The organism is Halotalea alkalilenta (assembly GCF_001648175.1).
In the GTDB taxonomy this organism is placed as follows: domain Bacteria; phylum Pseudomonadota; class Gammaproteobacteria; order Pseudomonadales; family Halomonadaceae; genus Halotalea; species Halotalea alkalilenta_A.
Window position 1 is genome coordinate 1291325 of record NZ_CP015243.1, and the last position, 18297, is coordinate 1309621.

Genomic DNA, 18297 nt, shown 5'->3' on the forward strand with positions numbered 1-18297 from the left:
GCTCAGTTGGAGATCGTTACCATATCGCCCTTCAGCGCCACGCCCGCGACCACGTTGCCGGCATGGCACTCGTAGTTTTCGTTGTCGACGTTCTCGCGCTGGTTGTAGTAGCTGGCGATGTTGACCACGGCATTGGCGCCGACCGCCCGGGCGCGCTCCTGCAGGTTGATCAGCGCCGACAGCGCGACCCAGCGGCAGGCGCCCTCGTCGGACTTGAACACTGAATTGGTCTTGCGATCAATGTAGTAACCGCCGCGGCGGGTGATGATCTCGGGGTGTAGCTGGTTGCCGAAGTAGAGCCGGATCGACGGATCGAGCCTGGACTGCGCCTCGGGCAGCGCGAGGACGTCGCGAAAGGGCAGCATGTAGAAGGTATCGCGGGCCTGGGCCGCCTGGGCCACGAGGACGCCGAGCGTGATCAGCACTGCGGTCGACAAAGTCTTGAACAGCGACAACGACATGGTACGGTTCCTCCTCGAATTCGGGTGCGGCGCACGGATGCCATGACCACCTGGACGTCCCGTTACCGCCGGCAAAGACTACCCGTAGAGGCCATCGCGAGCAAAGCCCCGAAGATGAAAATCCGTTTCACTGCGACCGTGGGTTCAGTGCGCGGCGGTGGGGGTATCGAAGAGGAAACCGTCGAATTCGGGGTCGTCGGTGTCGGAGAGCGCGAACAGCACCTCCTTGACCCGCTCGATATGGTTCCACATCGCGTCCCTGGCTCCCTCTTCATCTCGCTTGCGCAGCATGGCGAGGATCCGCTGGTGATGCTCGAGCCACTCCCCACGATAGGAAAAGTCCAGGATCCTGCCGTGCAGCCTGCGCCACATCGTACTCCTGCGCTGTTCCCAGAGTCGCTGAGCGATCTCGACCAGCATGGCGTTCTGGCTCGCCCGGGCGATGCCGAGGTGGAAGGCCTGGTCGGTGGAGTCGGCGGCCTCGAAATCGCGCTGCCCGGCTTCCTCGCGCGCCAGCAGCTCGCGTTCGCGCTCCAGCAGTGATGAGAGCGCGAGCAGCTCCGCCTTGCTGACCCGCTGCGCGGCGTGGGCGGCGATGGCGCTTTCGACCACCTGGCGCGCGTCGAGCAGCTCGAACGGACCGATCTCCTCGTCCCCGTCCGCCGGTGAGCGCGCCGGACGCTCGAGCAGATAGGTGCCCGAGCCCTTGCGTACCTCCACCCAACCTTCGATCTCGAGCATGATGAAGGCCTCGCGCACCACCGTGCGGCTGACCTCGAAACGCTGCGCGTAGTCGCGCTCGGTCGGCAGTCGGGTGCCGACCGCGAGGGTCTGGTCGGTGAGCTCTTGCTTCAAGCGCGCGGCGATGTGCTGATACTGGCGCTGCGCCATCCTCTGTACTCCTTTTGGCATGCCAACATCTTCATCCTACCTGAGCGGTCACTCGCAGGCATCCGTCTTGGCGCCAAGTCGCATCGATGCGTTCGTGCATCAAAGTGGTATGCCATTTAACCAAGGTATATCAAGACATAGGTCTTAATTGGTATGCCAATAAAAAGAGCAACCGATTAGCATCGCGCCATGGTCATGCGAGATAGCCACCATCGAGGCAGAGGGATGCTATGAAGATCACGCGGGCGAGGCTGATTGTCTGCTCTCCAGGGCGAAACCTGGTGACGCTGAAAATCGAGACCGACGAGGGGCTCTATGGCATTGGCGATGCCACGCTGAACGGGCGCGAACTGGCGGTGGTGGCCTATCTCGAAGAGCACCTGCTGCCGACGCTGATCGGCCGCGATCCGGCGGCGATCGAGGATATCTGGCATTACGCCTATCGTGGGGCCTACTGGCGTCGCGGCCCGGTGACGATGAGCGCGATCGGGGCGGTGGACATTGCGCTTTGGGATATCAAGGCCAAGGTCGCAGGCCTCCCGCTGCACCAGTTGCTGGGGGGCCCCAGTCGCCAACGGGTGATGGTCTATGGCCATGCCACCGGGCGCGACATCGAAAGCTGCCTCGACGAGGTGCAAAGGCATGTCGAGCTCGGCTACAGGGCTGTCCGGGTGCAGTGCGGCATCCCCGGCATGGCGACTACCTATGGTGTGGCCAAGAAGACTGGCGAGCGCTACGAGCCGGCCGACGCCGAGCTGCCCGCCGAGCACGTCTGGGATACCGCCCGATATCTCGACCACGCACCCAAGCTCTTCGCCGCCGCGCGCCAGCGCTTCGGCAACGAACTCCACCTGCTCCACGACGTCCACCATCGATTGACCCCGATCGAGGCCGCCCGGCTCGGCAAGGAGGTGGAGGAGTTCCATCCCTTTTGGCTGGAGGATTGCGTACCGGCGGAGGAGCAGGATGCCTTTGCGCTGATTCGACAGCACACCACCGCGCCGCTTGCCGTCGGCGAAGTGTTCAACTCGATCCACGACTGCAAGGCGCTGATCGAGAACCACTGGATCGACTACATCCGCGCCACCCTGACCCACGCCGGCGGGATCACCCATGTACGGCGGATCGCCGACTTCGCCGCCCTCCATCACGTCCGCACCGGCTTCCATGGCGCCACCGACCTGTCGCCGGTGTGCATGGGCGCGGCGATCCACTTCGATACCTGGGTACCCAACTTCGGCATCCAGGAATACATGCCTCACGAAGCCGTGGTCGACGAGGTGTTCCCCCACGACTACCGCTTCGAGGATGGCCACTTCATCGCCGGCCAGACCCCTGGGCACGGCGTCGACATCGATGAGGAACTGGCCGCGCGTTTTCCCTATCGACGCGCCAGCCTGCCGGTCAACCGGCTGCTCGACGGCACGCTCTGGCATTGGTGAGCGTCTCTTGCGCACTCGACGAGAGGTGAGGAAATCACTCGATGACAGCGATTCAACCCCCAAGGCGATGGCACCGCTGCCGCGCCGCCGGACTGATTGGGTTCGGCCTGTGCGTCGCGTTCTCGCTATGCGCCGTACAGCCGGCGCAGGCGGCCGAGTACGTGCTCAAGTTCGGCCATCTGGCCAACCAGCAGAACGTTTGGCACAGGGCGGCGCTGCGTTTCAAGGAGCGGGTCGAAGCCGATTCGGGCGGCCGCATCGAGGTGCGGGTCTATCCGAGCGACCAGCTGGGCGGCGAGCTCGACATGATCAACAGCATCCAGCTGGGCATCGCCGACATGACCATCACCGGTGAGAGCCTGCAGAACTGGGCGCCGAAGGCCGCGCTGATGGCCGCGCCCTACGCGTTTCGCGACAGGGAGCAGCTGCGTCGGGCGGTGGAGGGGGAGGTGGGCGAGGAGATCGGTGCGCAGATCAACCAGCGCACCGGGCTGATCCCGCTGACCTGGCTCGAACGCGGCCCGCGGGAGCTGACCGCCAACCGCCCCATATCCCATCCCGACGACCTGCGCGGAATCCGCTTGCGCGTACCCAACGTGCCGCTGTTCGTGGCTACCTGGCAAGCGCTCGGCGCGCGGCCGACGCCGATGGCGTTCAGCGAGGTGTTCACCTCGCTGCAGCAGAGCACCATCGAAGGGCAGGAGAACCCGCTCGACTTGATCGAAAGCGGCAGCCTGTTCGAAGTGCAGAGCCATGTCAGCCTGACCCATCACGTGCGTGGCTGGATCTACGTGGTGATCGGCCAGCGCCAGCTCGAGCGCATGCCGCAGGAGCTCCAGCGAGTAGTGCGCGAGGCGGCCGACGAGATGCAGCGCTACCACGCCGAGCTGTTCGAGCAGGACCAGCAGCGCTTGGACCAGACGCTGCGCGAGCGGGGCATGGTGTTCGTCGAGGTCGACCAGGAAGCATTCGCCGAGCAGGCGCGGGAGGCGGTGCTCGGTGCGCTCAACGAGGAGCAGCGGGCGCTGTTCGAAAAGATCCAGGCGCTCTGAGCCCGGATCACCCGGTATCTCCCCCGTACGGAGTATTCCAGCATGAGTGATTCCGGATTGGATGCGATCGACGAGCGCGGCGCGCTCGGCTCGGTACCCGGGCTTCCCGGCCTCGCGGGTAGAGCGATAGCGCAGCTCGACCGGTTGCTGATGGCGGTCGCCATCTGCGCGCTGGTCGGACTGGCCGCGACGGTGACTCTGCAGATCGTGGTGCGGCTGCTGCTGCCATTCACCTTTTCATGGACGGAGGAGCTCTCGCGCTACCTGTTCATCTACATGGTGGCGATGTCGGCAGGCGTGGTGGTGCATCGCCGGCGCAACCTCAGCGTCGAGCTCTTCCACGACTGGTTCGGCCCGCGCGGGCAGGCGTTGTTTCTGATCTTCTCCTCGGCGATGGCTGGCGCGTTCGCCCTGATCGTGCTCCCGCATGCCTGGCAGTACGCGAGCATCGGCCTCTGGCAGCATTCGCCGACGCTGGGGTTCCCGATGATCTACATGTTCTGCTCTTCGGTGGCGCTGTTCGGTCTGGTCGCGCTCTATGGCCTGATCGGTGTCGCCGAAGGCGTCAATGCACTGGCGCGCGGTGCGCCCGCAAGCACTGGGAGGTCGGTGCCATGATGGTCGTACTGCTGTTCGTGATTTTCCTCGGCCTGATGCTATTGGGCATCCCGATCGCCTTCTGCCTGGGTATCGCGTCGCTGGTCTATCTGCTGGTCGAGGGCATTCCCCTGGCGGTCATACCGCTGCGGATGTATTCGGGCATCGACTCGTTCGTGCTGCTGTGCATTCCCGGCTTCGTGCTCGCCGGCAACCTGATGAACGTCGGCAACATCACCGAGAACATCATCCGTTTCTCGAACGCGCTGCTGGGTCACGTGCGCGGCGGGCTGGGGCTCGCCAACGTCGGCGGCTCGATGATTTTCGGCGGGATCTCCGGCACCGCGGTGGGCGACGCGGCGAGCTTCGGCTCGGTGATGATTCCGGGCATGGCCAAGGCGGGCTACGACAAGCCGTTCGCCGCCGCGGTCACCGCGGCTTCCTCTACCATCGCGCCGATGCTGCCGCCGAGTGTGCCGATGATCATCGTCGGCTCGCTGAGCGGGATCTCGGTCGGCAGCATGTTCTTGGCCGGTGTGGTGCCAGGCGTCATGCTCTGCATTGCGATGATGATCACCGTCTATTTGATCGCCCTGAAGCGCGGCTATCCGCGCGAGCCCCGGGCGTCACTGCGCCGGGTACTGAAGGAGGGTCGCAGTGCATTCTGGGCGCTGCTGATGACGGTGATCATCCTCTACGGCATCATCGGCGGGTTCTTCACCCCGACCGAGGCGTCCATCGTCGCCAGCCTCTACGCGCTGGTGGTCGGCTGCCTGGTCTACAAAGGGATCACCTGGCACAACCTGCGCATGGTGCTGAGCGAGACGGTGCTCACCTCCGCCTCGCTGATGCTGCTGGTCGGTTTCGCCAACCTGTTCGGCTGGATCCTCACCAGCGAGCAGATTCCGCAGATGATCGCCGACCTGATCCTCGGCATCAGCGACAATCCGCTGGTGGTGATTTTGATCATCAACCTGCTGCTATTGCTGATCGGCGCGTTCATGGAAACGATCGCCGCCCTGCTGATCCTCTTCCCCGCGCTGCTGGGGGTCGCCACTGGCGTCGGCATGGACCCGATCCACTTCGCGATCGTGATGGTGCTCAACCTGATGATCGGTCTCACCACCCCTCCGGTCGGCGTTTGCTTGTTCGTGGTCGCGGGTATTGGCAAGCTGTCGATGGTCACCGTGGTCAAGGCGATCGCTCCGTTCATACTCTGCAACCTGGTGGTGCTGCTGCTGGTGTCCTACGTGCCCGCCCTGTCGCTGTGGTTGCCTTCCTTGTTCGCAGGAGGTTGAGTGATGCCACGCTTTACACGCAGTTCACTGATCGATTTCGCCCATGCGGTGCTCGCCGCCGCCGGGCTTCCCGACGTCCAGGCCCGCCAGGCCGCGGAAGTCCTGGTGGCGGCCGATGCGCGGGGTCTTGCCTCCCACGGCCTCGCGCGGCTGCCGCGCTATCTCGCGGGACTCGAGGATGGCGCGATCGACCCGGCCGCGGTGCTGGAGGTGGTGCACGATACGCCGCTTTCGTGTGCGATCGATGCCCACGGCGCGATGGGCACCCACGCGGCCCAGGCCGGCATGAGCGCCGCGCTCGACAAGGCCCGCGCCCACGGCATCGGCATGGCCACGGTGCGCGACTCCAACCACTTCGGTATCGCCTGCTGGTATGCGATGCAGGCGCTCGAGCACGACATGATCGGCCTGGTGATGACCAACACCGCAGCGCTGGGTGTGCCGACCTTCGGTCGTGAGGCGATGTTCGGCACCAATCCGCTCGCCTTCGCCGCCCCGGCCGGCGATGAGCGCGCCTTCGTGCTCGATATGGCGACTACCGCGGTGCCGCGCGGCAAGATCGAGGTGCGCGCGCGACAGGGCCAGCCGCTCGAGGCGGGCTGGGCGGTCGATGCCCGCGGTGCGACGGCCGTCGATGGTCCGGCGCTGCTCGACGAGATGAGACGCCACGCAGGGGGTGGGCTGTTGCCACTCGGCGGGCTCGGCACCAGCCATGGCGGGCACAAAGGCTACGGCCTGGCGGTGATGGTCGATATCCTGAGCGGTGTGCTCTCGGCCCACGGTTTCGGCGCGCAGCTGCGTGACAGCGGGGCCAGCGCCGGGCGCATGGGACATTTCTTCGCCGCTTTCAGAATCGACCTGTTCCGTCCCCCCGAGCAGTTTCGCGCGGACATGGACCGGATGCTCGCGGCGCTGCGCGAGTCGCCTCCCGCCGAGGGCGAGGAGCGGGTCTACTACTCAGGGCTGGTGGAGAGCGAACGCGAGGAGCGTGCACAGATCGAGGGTGTCCCGCTGGAGGCGGGGGTGGTGGCGACCCTGGAGGGGCTGGCGGCGCGGTTCGGCGTGACCCTCCCCAGTGCGAGGGAAGGCGGGCCGCGGTCATGACCCCGAGGCTGATCGAGCATCAACCGGCAAGCGTTTTACCGAGCGCGGTGGGTATCGTCCATCTTGGGCTCGGCGCCTTCCACCGCGCGCACCAGACGGTCTATCTGCAGCGCTGGCTGAATGCGGGCGGTGATCCGCGCTGGGGTATCGAGGCTGCCAACCTGCGTGCCAATCGCGGGCTGGTCGCACGCCTGCGCGCGGCGGGCCACCGCTACCAGGTCGTCGAGTATGCCGACGACCAGCAGGTGACGGTGCGCGAGATCGCCTCGATCGCCCAGGTGCGCTACACCGGGCCTGAAGGGGAGGAGCTCGAGGCGCTGCTCGAAACGCTGGTGGCGCCCGCCACTCGCATCGTCACCCTCACGGTGACCGAGAAAGGCTACTGCCTGCAACCGAGCGACGGCGCGCTCGATGAGCGCGATCCGTTGATCCGTCACGACCTCGAGCATCCCGACCGCCCGCGCAGCGCGCCGGGGCTCCTGGTCGCCGCCCTGGCCGAGCGACGGGCGCGGGGAACCGCCCCGTTCACCGTGCTCAGCTGTGACAACCTCGCCGCCAATGGAGAACGCGTGCGCAGCGCGGTGACCCGGCTCGCCGCGCTTCGCGACCCTGCACTCGCCGGGTGGATCGAGGCCCAGGTCGCTTTTCCTTCGAGCATGGTCGATCGCATCGTGCCGCGCGTCGATGAGACCACCCGTTCGCGGCTCGGCGAGCTGGGCGTCTCCGATCCCGATGCCCTGGCCTGCGAATCGTTCAGCCAGTGGGTGATCGAGGATCGCTTTCCGCTCGGCCGTCCGGACTGGGAGCGGGTCGGGGTGACCATGGTGGCCTCGGTGGCACCGTTCGAGGAGATGAAACTGCGGATGCTCAACGGCAGCCACTCCTTGCTCGCCTATCTCGGCCTTGCGTTGGGCCATCGCACGGTCGATCAGGCGGTGCTCGATCCGCGCCTGCGCCGGGTGCTCGAGCGCTACCTGGAGGAGGAAGCGGCGCCCAGCCTCGACGCGCCGGGAACGCCAGGGGCGCAGGAGCTTGCCGCCTACGCCGAGTCGCTGCTCGAGCGCTTCGCCAATCCGAGCCTCGGCCACCGGCTCGACCAGATCGCGATGGATGGCTCGCAGAAGCTGCCCCAGCGCTGGCTGAGCGGCCTGGAGGCCAATCTCGCAGCGGGGCGCGACATCGCGGTCACTGCGCTTGGACTGGCGGGGTGGCTTGCATTCATCGTCGCCGCCAGCGGCACGGGTGAACTCGACGACCCGCTCGCCGAGCTGCTGTTCGCGGTCGCCGCGCGGCCATCCGGCCAGCGGGTCGAGGCTTTGCTTTGCGAGCGCGCGATTTTCCACCCGGGTGTGGCGGGCGATCACCGCGTCACTCGCGCTGTGGCCGAAGCCTACCGGGCGATCGATGAGCGCGGTGTCGAAGCGGCGCTCGAGGATGCGATGGAGAACCGATGATGGAACATACCTGGCGCTGGTTTGGCCCCCATGACCCGATCACCCTCGCGGAGCTGCGCCAGACCGGCGCCACCGGCGTGGTCACTGCGCTGCACGAGATTCCCAATGGCGAGGCGTGGCCGCGCGAGGCGATTCGCGCGCGTCGCGAGATGATCGAGGCAGCGGGGCTTCGCTGGTCGGTGGTCGAGAGCGTGCCGGTGCACGAGGCGATCAAGCAGGGGCGGCCAGAACGCGATGAGTTGATCGAGGCCTATCGGCGCACGCTTCGCCACCTCGCCGCCGAGGGGATCGATACGGTCTGCTACAACTTCATGCCGGTGCTCGACTGGACCCGCACCGAACTTGCCTGGCCGCTGCCCGAAGGCGGCGACGCGTTGCGTTTCGACCAGCGCGACTTCGCCGTCTTCGAGCTCTGCATCCTTAAGCGACCGGGGGCGGAGGAGGAGTACACGAGCGCTGAGATCGAGCAGGCCCGGCGCCGTTACGCCGAACTCGACGAGCCATCGCGGGAGCGGCTGGTCGCGACCCTGATCAAGGGGCTCCCGGGGGCGGAAGAGGGCTATACGCTGGATCAACTGCGCGCGGCGCTGGCCGCCTACGACGACATCGACGCCGCGCGGCTGCGCGAGAATCTCGGCCACTTCATTTGCGAAGTGGCGCCGCTCGCCGAATCCTTGGGTATGCGGCTTGGCATCCACCCGGACGACCCGCCGCGGCCGCTGCTCGGCCTGCCCCGGGTGCTCTCCACCGCCGCCGATGTCGACTGGCTGTTCGAAGCGTGTCCGAGTCCGGCCAACGGGCTGACCTTCTGCACCGGTTCGTTCGGCGTGCGCGCCGACAACCGGCTCGTCGAGATGATCGAGCGCTTTGCCCCGCGCATCCACTTCGTCCACCTGCGTGCCACCCGGCGCGATGTGGACGAGCCGCGCAGCTTCATCGAAGCGCCGCACCTCGATGGCGACGTCGATATGGTCGAAGTGATCCGCGCGCTGGTCAAAGAGGAGCGCCGTCGCGAACGCGAGGGGGGCGCACGGCTGGCGCTGCGCCCCGACCACGGTCACCGGCTGCTCGACGATCTGGTTCGTACCACCGCGCCCGGCTATCCGTTGATCGGTCGGCTCAAGGGACTTGCCGAGCTGCGCGGGGTCGAGCGCGCGGTGCGGGCATTGGGCTGAGCGATCGCCCATCGCTGTCGGGGGCATGCACGGTGGCATCGAGCGGGGGCGGTAAGGCGTGGCTCGATGCGCTTGCGCGCATCCCGAGCCCGAGAATCGCCCCTTGACCTGGCTTAGCGCGCTTTCTGTCTTTAAACTTAAACCTTCTGTCGCCCGAGCGGATCGCTGCCGCAAGCGCACGATGGCAAATTCAGGGCGAGTTCTCCTTATCGCGATGAATCGGCGACATCGCCCCCCAGGGGGCGATGCTCGTCCGAGCGAGCCTGCGCGCGACCCCGACGAGTGAATGGACGGCACCCTTGATTGATTGGTTGAAACGGAACTGGTTCGGCAACCTGCGCCGGGACGTACTGGCGGGGCTGGTGGTGGCGCTGGCGCTCATTCCTGAGTCGCTGGCGTTCTCGGCAATTGCCGGGGTCGATCCCAAGGTGGCGCTCTACGCCTCGTTCACCATGGCGGTGACGATCTCGATCGCGGGTGGCCGCCCCGCGATGATCTCGGCCGCGACCGGGGCGATGGCGCTGCTGATGGTCGGGCTGGTGCGCGATCACGGCCTTCAGTATCTGTTCGCCGCGGGGATTCTGACCGGTGTGCTGCAATTCATCGCCGGGGTGTTGAGGATCGGTGACCTGATGCGCTTCGTCACTGCGCCGGTGGTAGGGGGATTTCTCAACGCGCTGGGGGTGATGGTCTTGCTCGCTCAGCTGCCTGAGTTCTATCGCGCCGGCTGGTCCGGCTTCTGGCCGGTGCTGGCGATCGTCGTCGCGGGGCTTTTGATCATCTACCTGTTTCCACGCCTGACCCGAGCCATTCCGTCGCCGATGGTGTGCATCGTGCTGCTGACCCTGGTGTCGGTGTGGTGGGGGCTGGAGCTGCACCGGGTTGGCGATATCGGCGCCCTGCCCGACGACCTGCCGAGCTTTTTGATCCCCGATGTTCCTTGGAACCTGGAGACGCTTTCGATCATCCTGCCCTATTCGGCGACCATGGCGCTGGTCGGGCTGATGGAGTCGCTGATGACCGCGGAGGTGGTCGATGAGATGACCAATACCGAGAGCGACAAGAACCGCGAGTGTCGCGGCCAGGGCATCGCCAATCTGGTCACCGGGCTGTTCGGTGGCATGGCGGGCTGCGGGATGATCGGCCAGACGGTGATCAACGTGAGATCGGGCGGCTATACCCGGCTCTCGACCATGACCGCCGGGTTGGGTTTGCTGGTGCTGGTGGTGTTCTTCGGTGACTGGGCGGCGCTGATCCCGATGGCGGCGCTGGTGGCGGTAATGATCATGGTCGCGCTGACCACGATCAACTGGGCTTCGGTACACGACATGCGCCGCCAGCCCCCCGGCGCCAGCCTGGTGATGTTGACCACCATGGGCATCGTGCTCGCCACCCACAACCTCGCGCTCGGTGTGATCGCCGGTGTGTCGCTGACGTTCTGCCTCAAGCGCTGCGGCGTGCGGGCGGTGAACGGGGAAAATCCCTGACCCGCACGGTGGATCGCCTCAGAACATCCGGCGCTCTAGGCCGAGCATCTCGATCACCTTGGTCGAGATCTCTTCTACCGAGTGGTTGGTGGTGTTCAGGTGCGGAATGCCATGGCGGCGGTAGAGCGCCTCGACCTCGGTGATCTCCAGCCGGCATTGGCGCAGCGAGGCGTAGAGGCTGCCGCTGCGGCGCTCCTCGCGGATCACCGCCAGGCGCTCGGGATCGATGGTCAGTCCGAACAGCTTGTCATGGTGGGGGCGAAGGCCGGGTGGCAGGGCCAGCACGTCCATGTCGTCGGCGATGAAGGGGTAGTTCACCGCGCGGATGCCGAACTGCATCGCCAGATATAGGCTGGTCGGGGTCTTGCCGCAGCGTGATACCCCGAGCAGGATCGCCTCAGCCTGGTCGAGCTGGCGCAGCGACATGCCGTCGTCGTGGGCAAGGGTGTAGTCGATCGCGGCTATCCGCGCGTCGTAGCGCTCGAAATTGTGCTTGGTCAGGCCGTGGGTGCGCCTGAGGGTCGACTGCGGAGGCACGCCGAGCTCTTCCTGCAGCGGCGAGACCAGGGCGGCGAGGATATCCTGGCAGAAGCCTTGGCTCGCGACGATCTGCTCACGTACCTCCGCGGCGACGATCGAGTAGAACACCAGCGGCCGGCGTCCGCTGCGAGCGTAGATCTCATCGATCCGGGTGCGGATCTCCCGCGCTCGCTCGACCGTTTCGACGAAAGGCAGGATGTGCTGGGTCAGGCTGACCGGGTACTGCGACAGTACCGCATGGCCGATCGCCTCGGCGGTGATCGCAGTGCCGTCGGAGACGTAGAACACCACGCGAGTGACTTGATTTTCCATGACTGTTTCCCATTCGTTCCCTGCGCCTTGCGTCGTACGAGCGTGCCCGACGGCGCGCGGGCGATATGCCACGGGCAACGGTTAAAGTGACTGATTCGAATATAGTTGTCCAATCATCCGCGTGATGTGAATGGCGAAAAGGAATATTCTGGCTGAAAATTAAAATATGTTTTCTTGAGGATGGGCTGTGATAATCTCGGCTCGGCTTTAATCATGCGTAATTGACTTACAAGAAAGTTGGAAAACTCTGTATCTTTTTGATTTTAAAGAGAGGTGTAGGATCATGTCCAACGTCGTGGGCGAGGTCGAAAATGTTCTCTGGTATCACCAGATTGGCATGGATGATGTCGAGTCGGTGGGCGGAAAGAATGCCTCTTTGGGTGAGATGATTACTAATCTTACGGACTTGGGAGTTACCGTTCCGGACGGATTCGCCACTACAGCGCATGCTTTTAATGAATTCCTGGATCAAAGTGGCGTAAATAAACGTATATATGAGCGTCTCGATGCAATCGACATCGACGATACCCAGGCGCTGGCCGCTGCGGGCCGGGAGATTCGTCGCTGGGTGCTCGAGACGCCGTTCCAGCCCGGGCTCGATCGGGCCATCCGCGAAGCCTTCGAGCAGCTCTCGGACGGCGACGCCGAAGTCTCCTTCGCGGTGCGTTCGTCCGCTACCGCCGAGGACATGCCGGACGCCTCCTTCGCCGGCCAGCAGGAGACCTTCCTCAACGTACAGGGGATCGATGCGATCATGGAGGCGGTCAAGCACGTCTTCGCATCGCTTTTCAACGACCGCGCGATCTCCTACCGCGTCCACCAGGGCTACGACCATCGCGGCGTCGCGCTATCCGCCGGGGTCCAGCGCATGGTGCGTTCGGATCTCGCCTGCTCCGGGGTGATGTTCACCCTCGATACCGAGTCGGGCTTCGACCAGGTAGTGTTCATCACTTCGGCCTACGGGCTCGGCGAGATGGTGGTGCAGGGGGCGGTCAATCCGGACGAGTTCTACGTCCACAAGCCGACCCTCGAGGCCGGCCGCCCCGCGGTGGTACGCCGAACGCTGGGCTCAAAGCGCGAGCGGATGGTCTACGCCGACGACCGCGGCCACGGCAAGCAGGTGCGGATCGAAGAGGTGGCGCCCGACGAGGCGCGCCGCTACAGCCTCTGCGACGAGCAGGTGGAGACGCTTGCCCGGCAGGCGCTGACGATCGAGCGCCACTATGGTCGCCCGATGGATATCGAATGGGCCAAGGATGGCCACAGCGGCGAGCTTTTCATCGTCCAGGCCCGCCCGGAAACGGTGCGCTCGCGCAATCAAGTGATGGAGCGCTACCAGCTCGCCAAGCGCGGCGAGGTGCGTATCGAAGGACGCGCGATCGGGCAGAAGATCGGCGCCGGTCCGGTCAAGGTGATCGCCAGTATCGATCAGATGCATCGGGTGGAGCGCGGCGATGTGCTGGTCACCGACATGACCGACCCCGACTGGGAGCCGATCATGAAGCGCGCGTCTGCGATCGTCACCAATCGCGGCGGGCGCACCTGCCATGCCGCGATCATCGCCCGCGAGCTGGGCATCCCGGCGGTGGTGGGCTGTGGCAATGCCACCGAGCGGTTGTCCGATGGAGAAGAGGTGACGGTCTCCTGCGCGGAAGGGGACACCGGCTACGTCTACGCGGGCAAGCTCGCCTTCGAGGTGTCCGCCGCCAGCATCGACCAACTGCCGGCGCTACCGGTCAAGATCATGATGAACGTCGGCAATCCCGACCGCGCCTTCGACTTCGCCCAGCTGCCGAACGATGGCGTCGGCCTGGCGCGGCTCGAATTCATCATCAACCGGATGATTGGCGTGCACCCCAGGGCACTGCTCGAGTTCGAGCAGCAGAGCCCCGAGCTGCGCGCGCAGATCACCGAGCGGATGGCCGGCTACGACGACCCGGTCGAGTTCTACATCGCCCGCCTGACCGAGGGGATAGCCACCCTCGCTGCCGCATTCTGGCCGAAGCGGGTGATCGTGCGGATGTCGGACTTCAAGTCCAACGAGTACGCCAACCTGATCGGTGGCGAGCGCTACGAGCCCCGCGAGGAGAACCCGATGCTCGGCTTCCGCGGCGCCGGACGCTACGTCTCCAAGGAGTTCGGCGAGTGCTTCGCGCTCGAGTGCCGCGCGCTCAAGCGGGTGCGCGAGGTGATGGGTTTCGACAACGTCGAGATCATGATCCCATTCGTGCGTACCGTCGCCGAGGCGGCTGCGGTGGTCGAGAGCCTGGCCGTCCATGGGCTCAAGCGTGGCGAGGGCGGGCTCAAGCTGATCATGATGTGCGAGCTGCCCTCCAACGCCCTGCTCGCCGAGCGCTTCCTCGAGCACTTCGACGGATTCTCGATCGGCTCCAACGACATGACCCAGCTGACCCTTGGGCTCGACCGCGACTCGGGCGTGGTGTCGGCGCAGTTCGACGAGCGCGACGATGCGGTGAAGGCGCTGCTGGCGATGGCGATCGACGCCGCCAAGGCACAGGGCAAGTACGTCGGGATCTGCGGCCAAGGGCCTTCGGATCACGAGGATTTCGCCGCCTGGCTGATGGAGAAGGGGATCGACAGCCTGTCGTTGAACCCCGACACCGTGGTCAAGACCTGGCTGTCACTGGCGCAGTCCCGCGGCTAGCGCGGAGTGTACCCACCGTTCGGCGCCGTCGGCCGCCGCTCAGTCGCCGAGCGGCTGGCGCTCGGGGCCGCCGCGATGGGCGTCGAGCGCCAGTTTCAGCCGACGCAGCTTGTCCCGCGAGCGGCTGCGATGGCGCAGCGCCAGCCCCATCGCCAGCACATCGATGGCCGCGAGCATGGCATAGCGCGATGACGAGGGGTGGTAGACGAAATCGCTCTCACGGGTAGCGATCGGCAGCAGGATGTCGAGGTGATCGACGAGCGGCGAGCCGGTCGCGGTGAGACCTATGGTATTCGCGCCGTTGCGCCTGGCGAGGCGCACCGCGTCATTGATCTCGGGGGTGTGTCCGGTGCTGGACAGCGCCACCACTACATCGCCGCCGTCCAAGGTCGCCGCCGCCATGCGCGGCAGCAGCGCCTGATGGTAGGCGCTCACCGCATAGCCGAAGCGCATCAAGCGGAACTGCAGCTCCTGGGCCAGCGCGGTCGAACCGCCTCCAGCACCGAAGATCAGGATCTGGCGCGCTCCATCGAGCAGGTCCAACGCACCTTCCAGGTCCGCCGCCTCGATCAGCTGGCGATTCAAATCCAAGGTCTGCTTGGCCACCTCGTAGACCGCCCCGATGCTGTCCTCTTCATACACCTCCTCGATGAACCGCCTCCCCACCACCAGCGACTGAGCGAGCTCCAGCTTCAACTCACGCACATTGGTACAGCCCGCCGCCTTGCTGAAACGCGTCACGCTCGCCTCGCTGACCCCCGCGCGCTCAGCGATGCGGGTGATGTTGCTCGAGATGACGAAATCGATGTCTTCGAAGATCAGCGTCGCCACTCGCTTCTCCGCCTCGCGCAGCGAAGCGAAGCGATCAGTGATGCGGGTGATCAGGTCAAGATCCTGTTGCAAGGAGTGCTCCTGGGCAGGCGGCATGGGAAGTCGTGAGCGCTGGTATTTTCCATCATCGGAAAGTAATTGCTGAAATATTTTTGCCCCGGCGCCTGTGCCCGCTGTTTGAATGACCACAACATTCAGACTAGATCACCCCCGCCCCTCCAGCCGGGCTCGCGCTGAGCGCCGGCGCTGGATCTAGCGCCGGCGCGGACTCAATCACGAGCAGCCGTTGCGGTTGCTCCGGTTGGGACGACCGGGATGGTGATGAACGGCTCAAGCCCGGGATCGAAGGCCACGACTACTTCAATGAAAATAGTTAGTTACATTTAGAGTGTTCCCCACAGGCGTGGGGATGAACCGGCTTGCCGAATGCCTCTCGTACGACTCTGACCCGTGTTCCCCGCGCCAGCGGGGATGAACCGCTGCCGAACTGATCGAGCTGCTATACGGCCCCCTGATTCCCGCATCAGCGGGCCTGGACCGTCGACCTTTTTCTTTGCTTCGAGCGTGCGGCTCTGGTCCCCACGGGCATGAAGATGAACCGTACTTTCCGATGATCAACCAGTACGACCAACCGTGTTCCCCATGGAGGTGGGGATGAACTAATAATGCTCCGGGTCGCTTCCTTGCATCGCGGATGCTCTCCGCCATAGCGGGAATGAATCTAAAGCATTTCCGTACTTGGCCGATATTCCTTCTTTCTCAATTAGATCGCTCTTCTCACTATCGCATCGAGCGATACCTGGGATGCGATGAGGGAGATGGGGTCAGGAACGGGAAATGTCCATCATCAAGGTTGAAAACAAGTATGGCCAGAGGTTGAATTGCATCGAGGACGATGAAATCACTCTGTCGATACAGAAAAAAGGTGCGCATGATGTCAGGACATTGGATTTCGTTCTCGATGTCTTGGCGAACATCGATTGCCCGGTGGTGCTGGATATTGGCGCTAACATTGGCAACCACACGCTCGCGTTTTCCATCGGGGCCGAGAAGGTCTATGCCTTCGAGGCGGCGCCTTCCATCTATAAGCTGCTGGAGAAAAATGTCGCGGACAACGGCATGACCAATGTCTTCATCTCCAACGTTGCTTTGTCCGATAGCGCTAGAGAGGCGAAGATATTCGTGCAGATGGATGGCAACCTGGGAGGGAGCCGTCTGTGCAAGGAAGAATCCAACAATTATGCCGAAGAGCGGACCTTCTTGGTACGCGGTGATGATTTCGTGCATACGCATGGGATCGAGAACATCGATTTGATGAAAATCGATGTCGAGGGGCATGAGAAACAGGTGCTGGAGGGGTTGAAGGAGTCGATAGAAGCGAATCGCCCGATCATCATCATGGAGTATTTGAATCCCCAGGATGATCTCTTGGACGGCTTGAAGCTGGAGCGATATAAGCTGTTCGCGATTTTGGATAATTATGAAAAAAGCAAATGGAAGGGCGTGATAGGGAGAGTGAAAAGGTGGAGATATAAAAACGAGCACGAACGAAGGCTCGAGCTGTTTCCCTTCAACGCTCTCACCGCGGCGCGGGCCGATGATGTCCTGCTGGTCCCCGAGGAGAAGTTGAATGTCATCCCGGCCAAGTACTTCACCCCGCATCACGCGATCAGGTAGAGGCCACGGCGTTGACGGGTCAGATCTCCCTGGCCCGCTTGGAGCGTGAAACGCGCAGGGCGAGGAAGACGATGACCAGGGCGCAGAGCAGGCAGAACAGCTGTACGGCGTGCTCGAGGCCGAGGTAGTCGGCGAGCAGTCCGATCGCGACTACCGGGGCGACACCGCCGAGATAGGCGATGGTGAAGTAGCTGGCCATGGTGGTGGTGCGGTGGTGCTCTTCGGCGCAGTGGGAGGCGATCAGGTTGGTCTCCATCAGGCTCAAGCCTTGGCCGATCCCGGCGAGCAGCATGCTGGCGAAGAACGCGCTGGGGGAGTGGTAGAAAAGGCAGGCGACCAGCGCGGCCATCGAGGCGAGCAGGGCGGCGAGCCCGATCAGCAGGCCGTGGGTGGCGCGCAGCCGGCGCATGCCGAATTGGGCGCACACCGAGGCCAGGGCGAGCAGGCTGAAGGCGATGCCGACTACGCTCGGACCGCTGCCTAGGCCGAGCTGGTGGATCAGCGAGGGAAGCAGCGATGCCATCAGGCCGACGATCGCGAACATCATGAAGATGCATGACGACATCAGCAGGAACAGTCGTCTCGGGCCCGGTTCATGCGGCAGGGTGAGCTTGGGGCGCAGCTTGAACGCAGCGCGCTGCGTGTTGACGGTGCGATCGTCCAGCACGCGTCGGGCGTAGAGCAAAAGCGCGAGGTCGGCCAGGGCGATCATTCCCATCGCCAGGTAGGGCAGGCGCAGGGGTTGGGGCATCAGTTCGGCGATGCTGCCGCCGATCAATGGGCCGAGGCCGAAACCGCTCGCCATCGCGGTGGAGGTGGCGACCGCGGCGACGCGGCGATCGCCACGCGGATGGGCGGCGAGCATCGTCGCGCCGGCGATGGTGGTCAGCAGCCCGTTGGCGAAGCCGACGATCATCCGCGCGAACACCATGGGCAGTACGCTCGAGACCAGCGCGGAGATCCCGAGTCCGAGCAGCAGCAGGCAGAGTGCGGCGAGCAGCACCCGGAAGCGGCCGATCGAATCGGCCAGGCGCCCGCAGAACAGCAGCGCGCCGAGTACCCCGAACATGTAGCCGGCATAGATGTAGCTCAGCGCGCTGGGCGGGAGCGACCACGCCAATTGATAGAGCGGGTAGAGCGGGGTCGGCATCGAACTGCTGGCGAAGCCCAGGGCGAGGGCGAGGATTACGGCGAAGAAAGCGCTCCAGCGCATGGCGCGGGAAGGCGGAGAGGCTGGCATCGAGGTTCCTTGAACGCGACGCGGCCGAGCGCCGCTCGGCCGAAAACGGCATCCAGTGTAGCACCGCGACG

At 64.7% G+C, this 18297-nt stretch carries 14 protein-coding genes and 1 pseudogene; 10 read left to right on the forward strand and 5 right to left on the reverse strand.

Features of this window, described 5'->3' with window-relative positions; genetic code table 11:
- Positions 1-2 precede the first annotated feature (2 nt).
- Both A5892_RS05685 and A5892_RS05690 read right to left on the reverse strand, forming a co-directional pair.
- Positions 3-461: a hypothetical protein gene (locus tag A5892_RS05685; RefSeq protein ID WP_064121977.1), complete on the reverse strand. Its 459-nt coding sequence runs from the start codon at positions 459-461 to the stop codon at positions 3-5.
- Between the two features lie 144 nt (positions 462-605).
- Entirely contained in the window at positions 606-1352 is a 747-nt protein-coding gene (locus A5892_RS05690) for an FCD domain-containing protein (RefSeq protein WP_064121978.1), read from the reverse strand.
- 230 nt (positions 1353-1582) lie between these two features.
- Between A5892_RS05690 and manD the strand changes: the two genes are divergently transcribed.
- From manD to A5892_RS05730, 8 genes and pseudogenes are all read left to right on the forward strand, one after another.
- Positions 1583-2794, forward strand: coding sequence for a D-mannonate dehydratase ManD (gene manD, locus A5892_RS05695; protein ID WP_064121979.1), 1212 nt, complete (start codon positions 1583-1585; stop codon positions 2792-2794).
- A 41-nt stretch (positions 2795-2835) separates the two neighbouring features.
- Positions 2836-3846 (forward strand): TRAP transporter substrate-binding protein, encoded by a 1011-nt coding sequence (locus A5892_RS05700; protein ID WP_082890284.1) that lies wholly within the window; start codon positions 2836-2838, stop codon positions 3844-3846.
- Positions 3847-3888: 42 nt separating this feature from the next.
- Positions 3889-4464 (forward strand): TRAP transporter small permease, encoded by a 576-nt coding sequence (locus tag A5892_RS05705; protein WP_064121980.1) that lies wholly within the window; start codon positions 3889-3891, stop codon positions 4462-4464.
- Positions 4461-5741, forward strand: coding sequence for a TRAP transporter large permease (locus A5892_RS05710; protein ID WP_064121981.1), 1281 nt, complete (start codon positions 4461-4463; stop codon positions 5739-5741). Before A5892_RS05705 ends, A5892_RS05710 begins: the two co-directional genes overlap by 4 nt.
- 3 nt (positions 5742-5744) lie before the next feature.
- Positions 5745-6845: an Ldh family oxidoreductase gene (locus A5892_RS05715; RefSeq protein WP_064121982.1), complete on the forward strand. Its 1101-nt coding sequence runs from the start codon at positions 5745-5747 to the stop codon at positions 6843-6845.
- Entirely contained in the window at positions 6842-8299 is a 1458-nt protein-coding gene (locus tag A5892_RS05720; RefSeq protein WP_064121983.1) for a mannitol dehydrogenase family protein, read from the forward strand. Before A5892_RS05715 ends, A5892_RS05720 begins: the two co-directional genes overlap by 4 nt.
- Entirely contained in the window at positions 8299-9474 is a 1176-nt protein-coding gene (gene uxuA, locus A5892_RS05725; RefSeq protein WP_064121984.1) for a mannonate dehydratase, read from the forward strand. Before A5892_RS05720 ends, uxuA begins: the two co-directional genes overlap by 1 nt.
- A 299-nt stretch (positions 9475-9773) precedes the next feature.
- A pseudogene (locus A5892_RS05730) lies at positions 9774-10907 on the forward strand (SulP family inorganic anion transporter); the annotation flags it as partial.
- Positions 10908-10979: 72 nt separating this feature from the next.
- Here A5892_RS05730 and ppsR read toward each other — a convergent pair.
- Positions 10980-11813 (reverse strand): posphoenolpyruvate synthetase regulatory kinase/phosphorylase PpsR, encoded by an 834-nt coding sequence (ppsR, locus tag A5892_RS05735; RefSeq protein ID WP_064121986.1) that lies wholly within the window; start codon positions 11811-11813, stop codon positions 10980-10982.
- 283 nt (positions 11814-12096) lie between these two features.
- On the opposite strand from ppsR, the gene ppsA reads away from it, so the two are divergent.
- Positions 12097-14478, forward strand: a complete 2382-nt coding sequence (ppsA, locus tag A5892_RS05740) for a phosphoenolpyruvate synthase (protein WP_064121987.1) — start codon at positions 12097-12099, stop codon at positions 14476-14478.
- Between the two features lie 39 nt (positions 14479-14517).
- Here the strand turns inward: ppsA and A5892_RS05745 are convergent, their stop codons facing one another.
- Complete coding sequence (locus A5892_RS05745; RefSeq protein ID WP_082890285.1) at positions 14518-15381, reverse strand: MurR/RpiR family transcriptional regulator; 864 nt, start codon at positions 15379-15381, stop codon at positions 14518-14520.
- 765 nt (positions 15382-16146) lie between these two features.
- On the opposite strand from A5892_RS05745, the gene A5892_RS05750 reads away from it, so the two are divergent.
- Positions 16147-16986, forward strand: a complete 840-nt coding sequence (locus A5892_RS05750) for an FkbM family methyltransferase (RefSeq protein ID WP_064121989.1) — start codon at positions 16147-16149, stop codon at positions 16984-16986.
- Between the two features lie 19 nt (positions 16987-17005).
- Here the strand turns inward: A5892_RS05750 and A5892_RS05755 are convergent, their stop codons facing one another.
- Positions 17006-18226, reverse strand: a complete 1221-nt coding sequence (locus A5892_RS05755; RefSeq protein WP_082890286.1) for an MFS transporter — start codon at positions 18224-18226, stop codon at positions 17006-17008.
- Between the last annotated feature and the right edge of the window lie 71 nt (positions 18227-18297).

What these genes read in the sequence shown, in the direction of transcription:
- A5892_RS05685 (WP_064121977.1), bottom strand. Translation starts at nt 461, where the DNA reads ATGTCGTTGTCGCTGTTCAAGACTTTGTCGACCGCAGTGCTGATCACG.
- A5892_RS05690 (WP_064121978.1), bottom strand. Translation starts at nt 1,352, where the DNA reads ATGGCGCAGCGCCAGTATCAGCACATCGCCGCGCGCTTGAAGCAAGAG.
- manD (WP_064121979.1), top strand. Translation starts at nt 1,583, where the DNA reads ATGAAGATCACGCGGGCGAGGCTGATTGTCTGCTCTCCAGGGCGAAAC.
- A5892_RS05700 (WP_082890284.1), top strand. Translation starts at nt 2,836, where the DNA reads ATGACAGCGATTCAACCCCCAAGGCGATGGCACCGCTGCCGCGCCGCC.
- A5892_RS05705 (WP_064121980.1), top strand. Translation starts at nt 3,889, where the DNA reads ATGAGTGATTCCGGATTGGATGCGATCGACGAGCGCGGCGCGCTCGGC.
- A5892_RS05710 (WP_064121981.1), top strand. Translation starts at nt 4,461, where the DNA reads ATGATGGTCGTACTGCTGTTCGTGATTTTCCTCGGCCTGATGCTATTG.
- A5892_RS05715 (WP_064121982.1), top strand. Translation starts at nt 5,745, where the DNA reads ATGCCACGCTTTACACGCAGTTCACTGATCGATTTCGCCCATGCGGTG.
- A5892_RS05720 (WP_064121983.1), top strand. Translation starts at nt 6,842, where the DNA reads ATGACCCCGAGGCTGATCGAGCATCAACCGGCAAGCGTTTTACCGAGC.
- uxuA (WP_064121984.1), top strand. Translation starts at nt 8,299, where the DNA reads ATGGAACATACCTGGCGCTGGTTTGGCCCCCATGACCCGATCACCCTC.
- ppsR (WP_064121986.1), bottom strand. Translation starts at nt 11,813, where the DNA reads ATGGAAAATCAAGTCACTCGCGTGGTGTTCTACGTCTCCGACGGCACT.
- ppsA (WP_064121987.1), top strand. Translation starts at nt 12,097, where the DNA reads ATGTCCAACGTCGTGGGCGAGGTCGAAAATGTTCTCTGGTATCACCAG.
- A5892_RS05750 (WP_064121989.1), top strand. Translation starts at nt 16,147, where the DNA reads ATGTCCATCATCAAGGTTGAAAACAAGTATGGCCAGAGGTTGAATTGC.
- A5892_RS05755 (WP_082890286.1), bottom strand. Translation starts at nt 18,226, where the DNA reads ATGCCAGCCTCTCCGCCTTCCCGCGCCATGCGCTGGAGCGCTTTCTTC.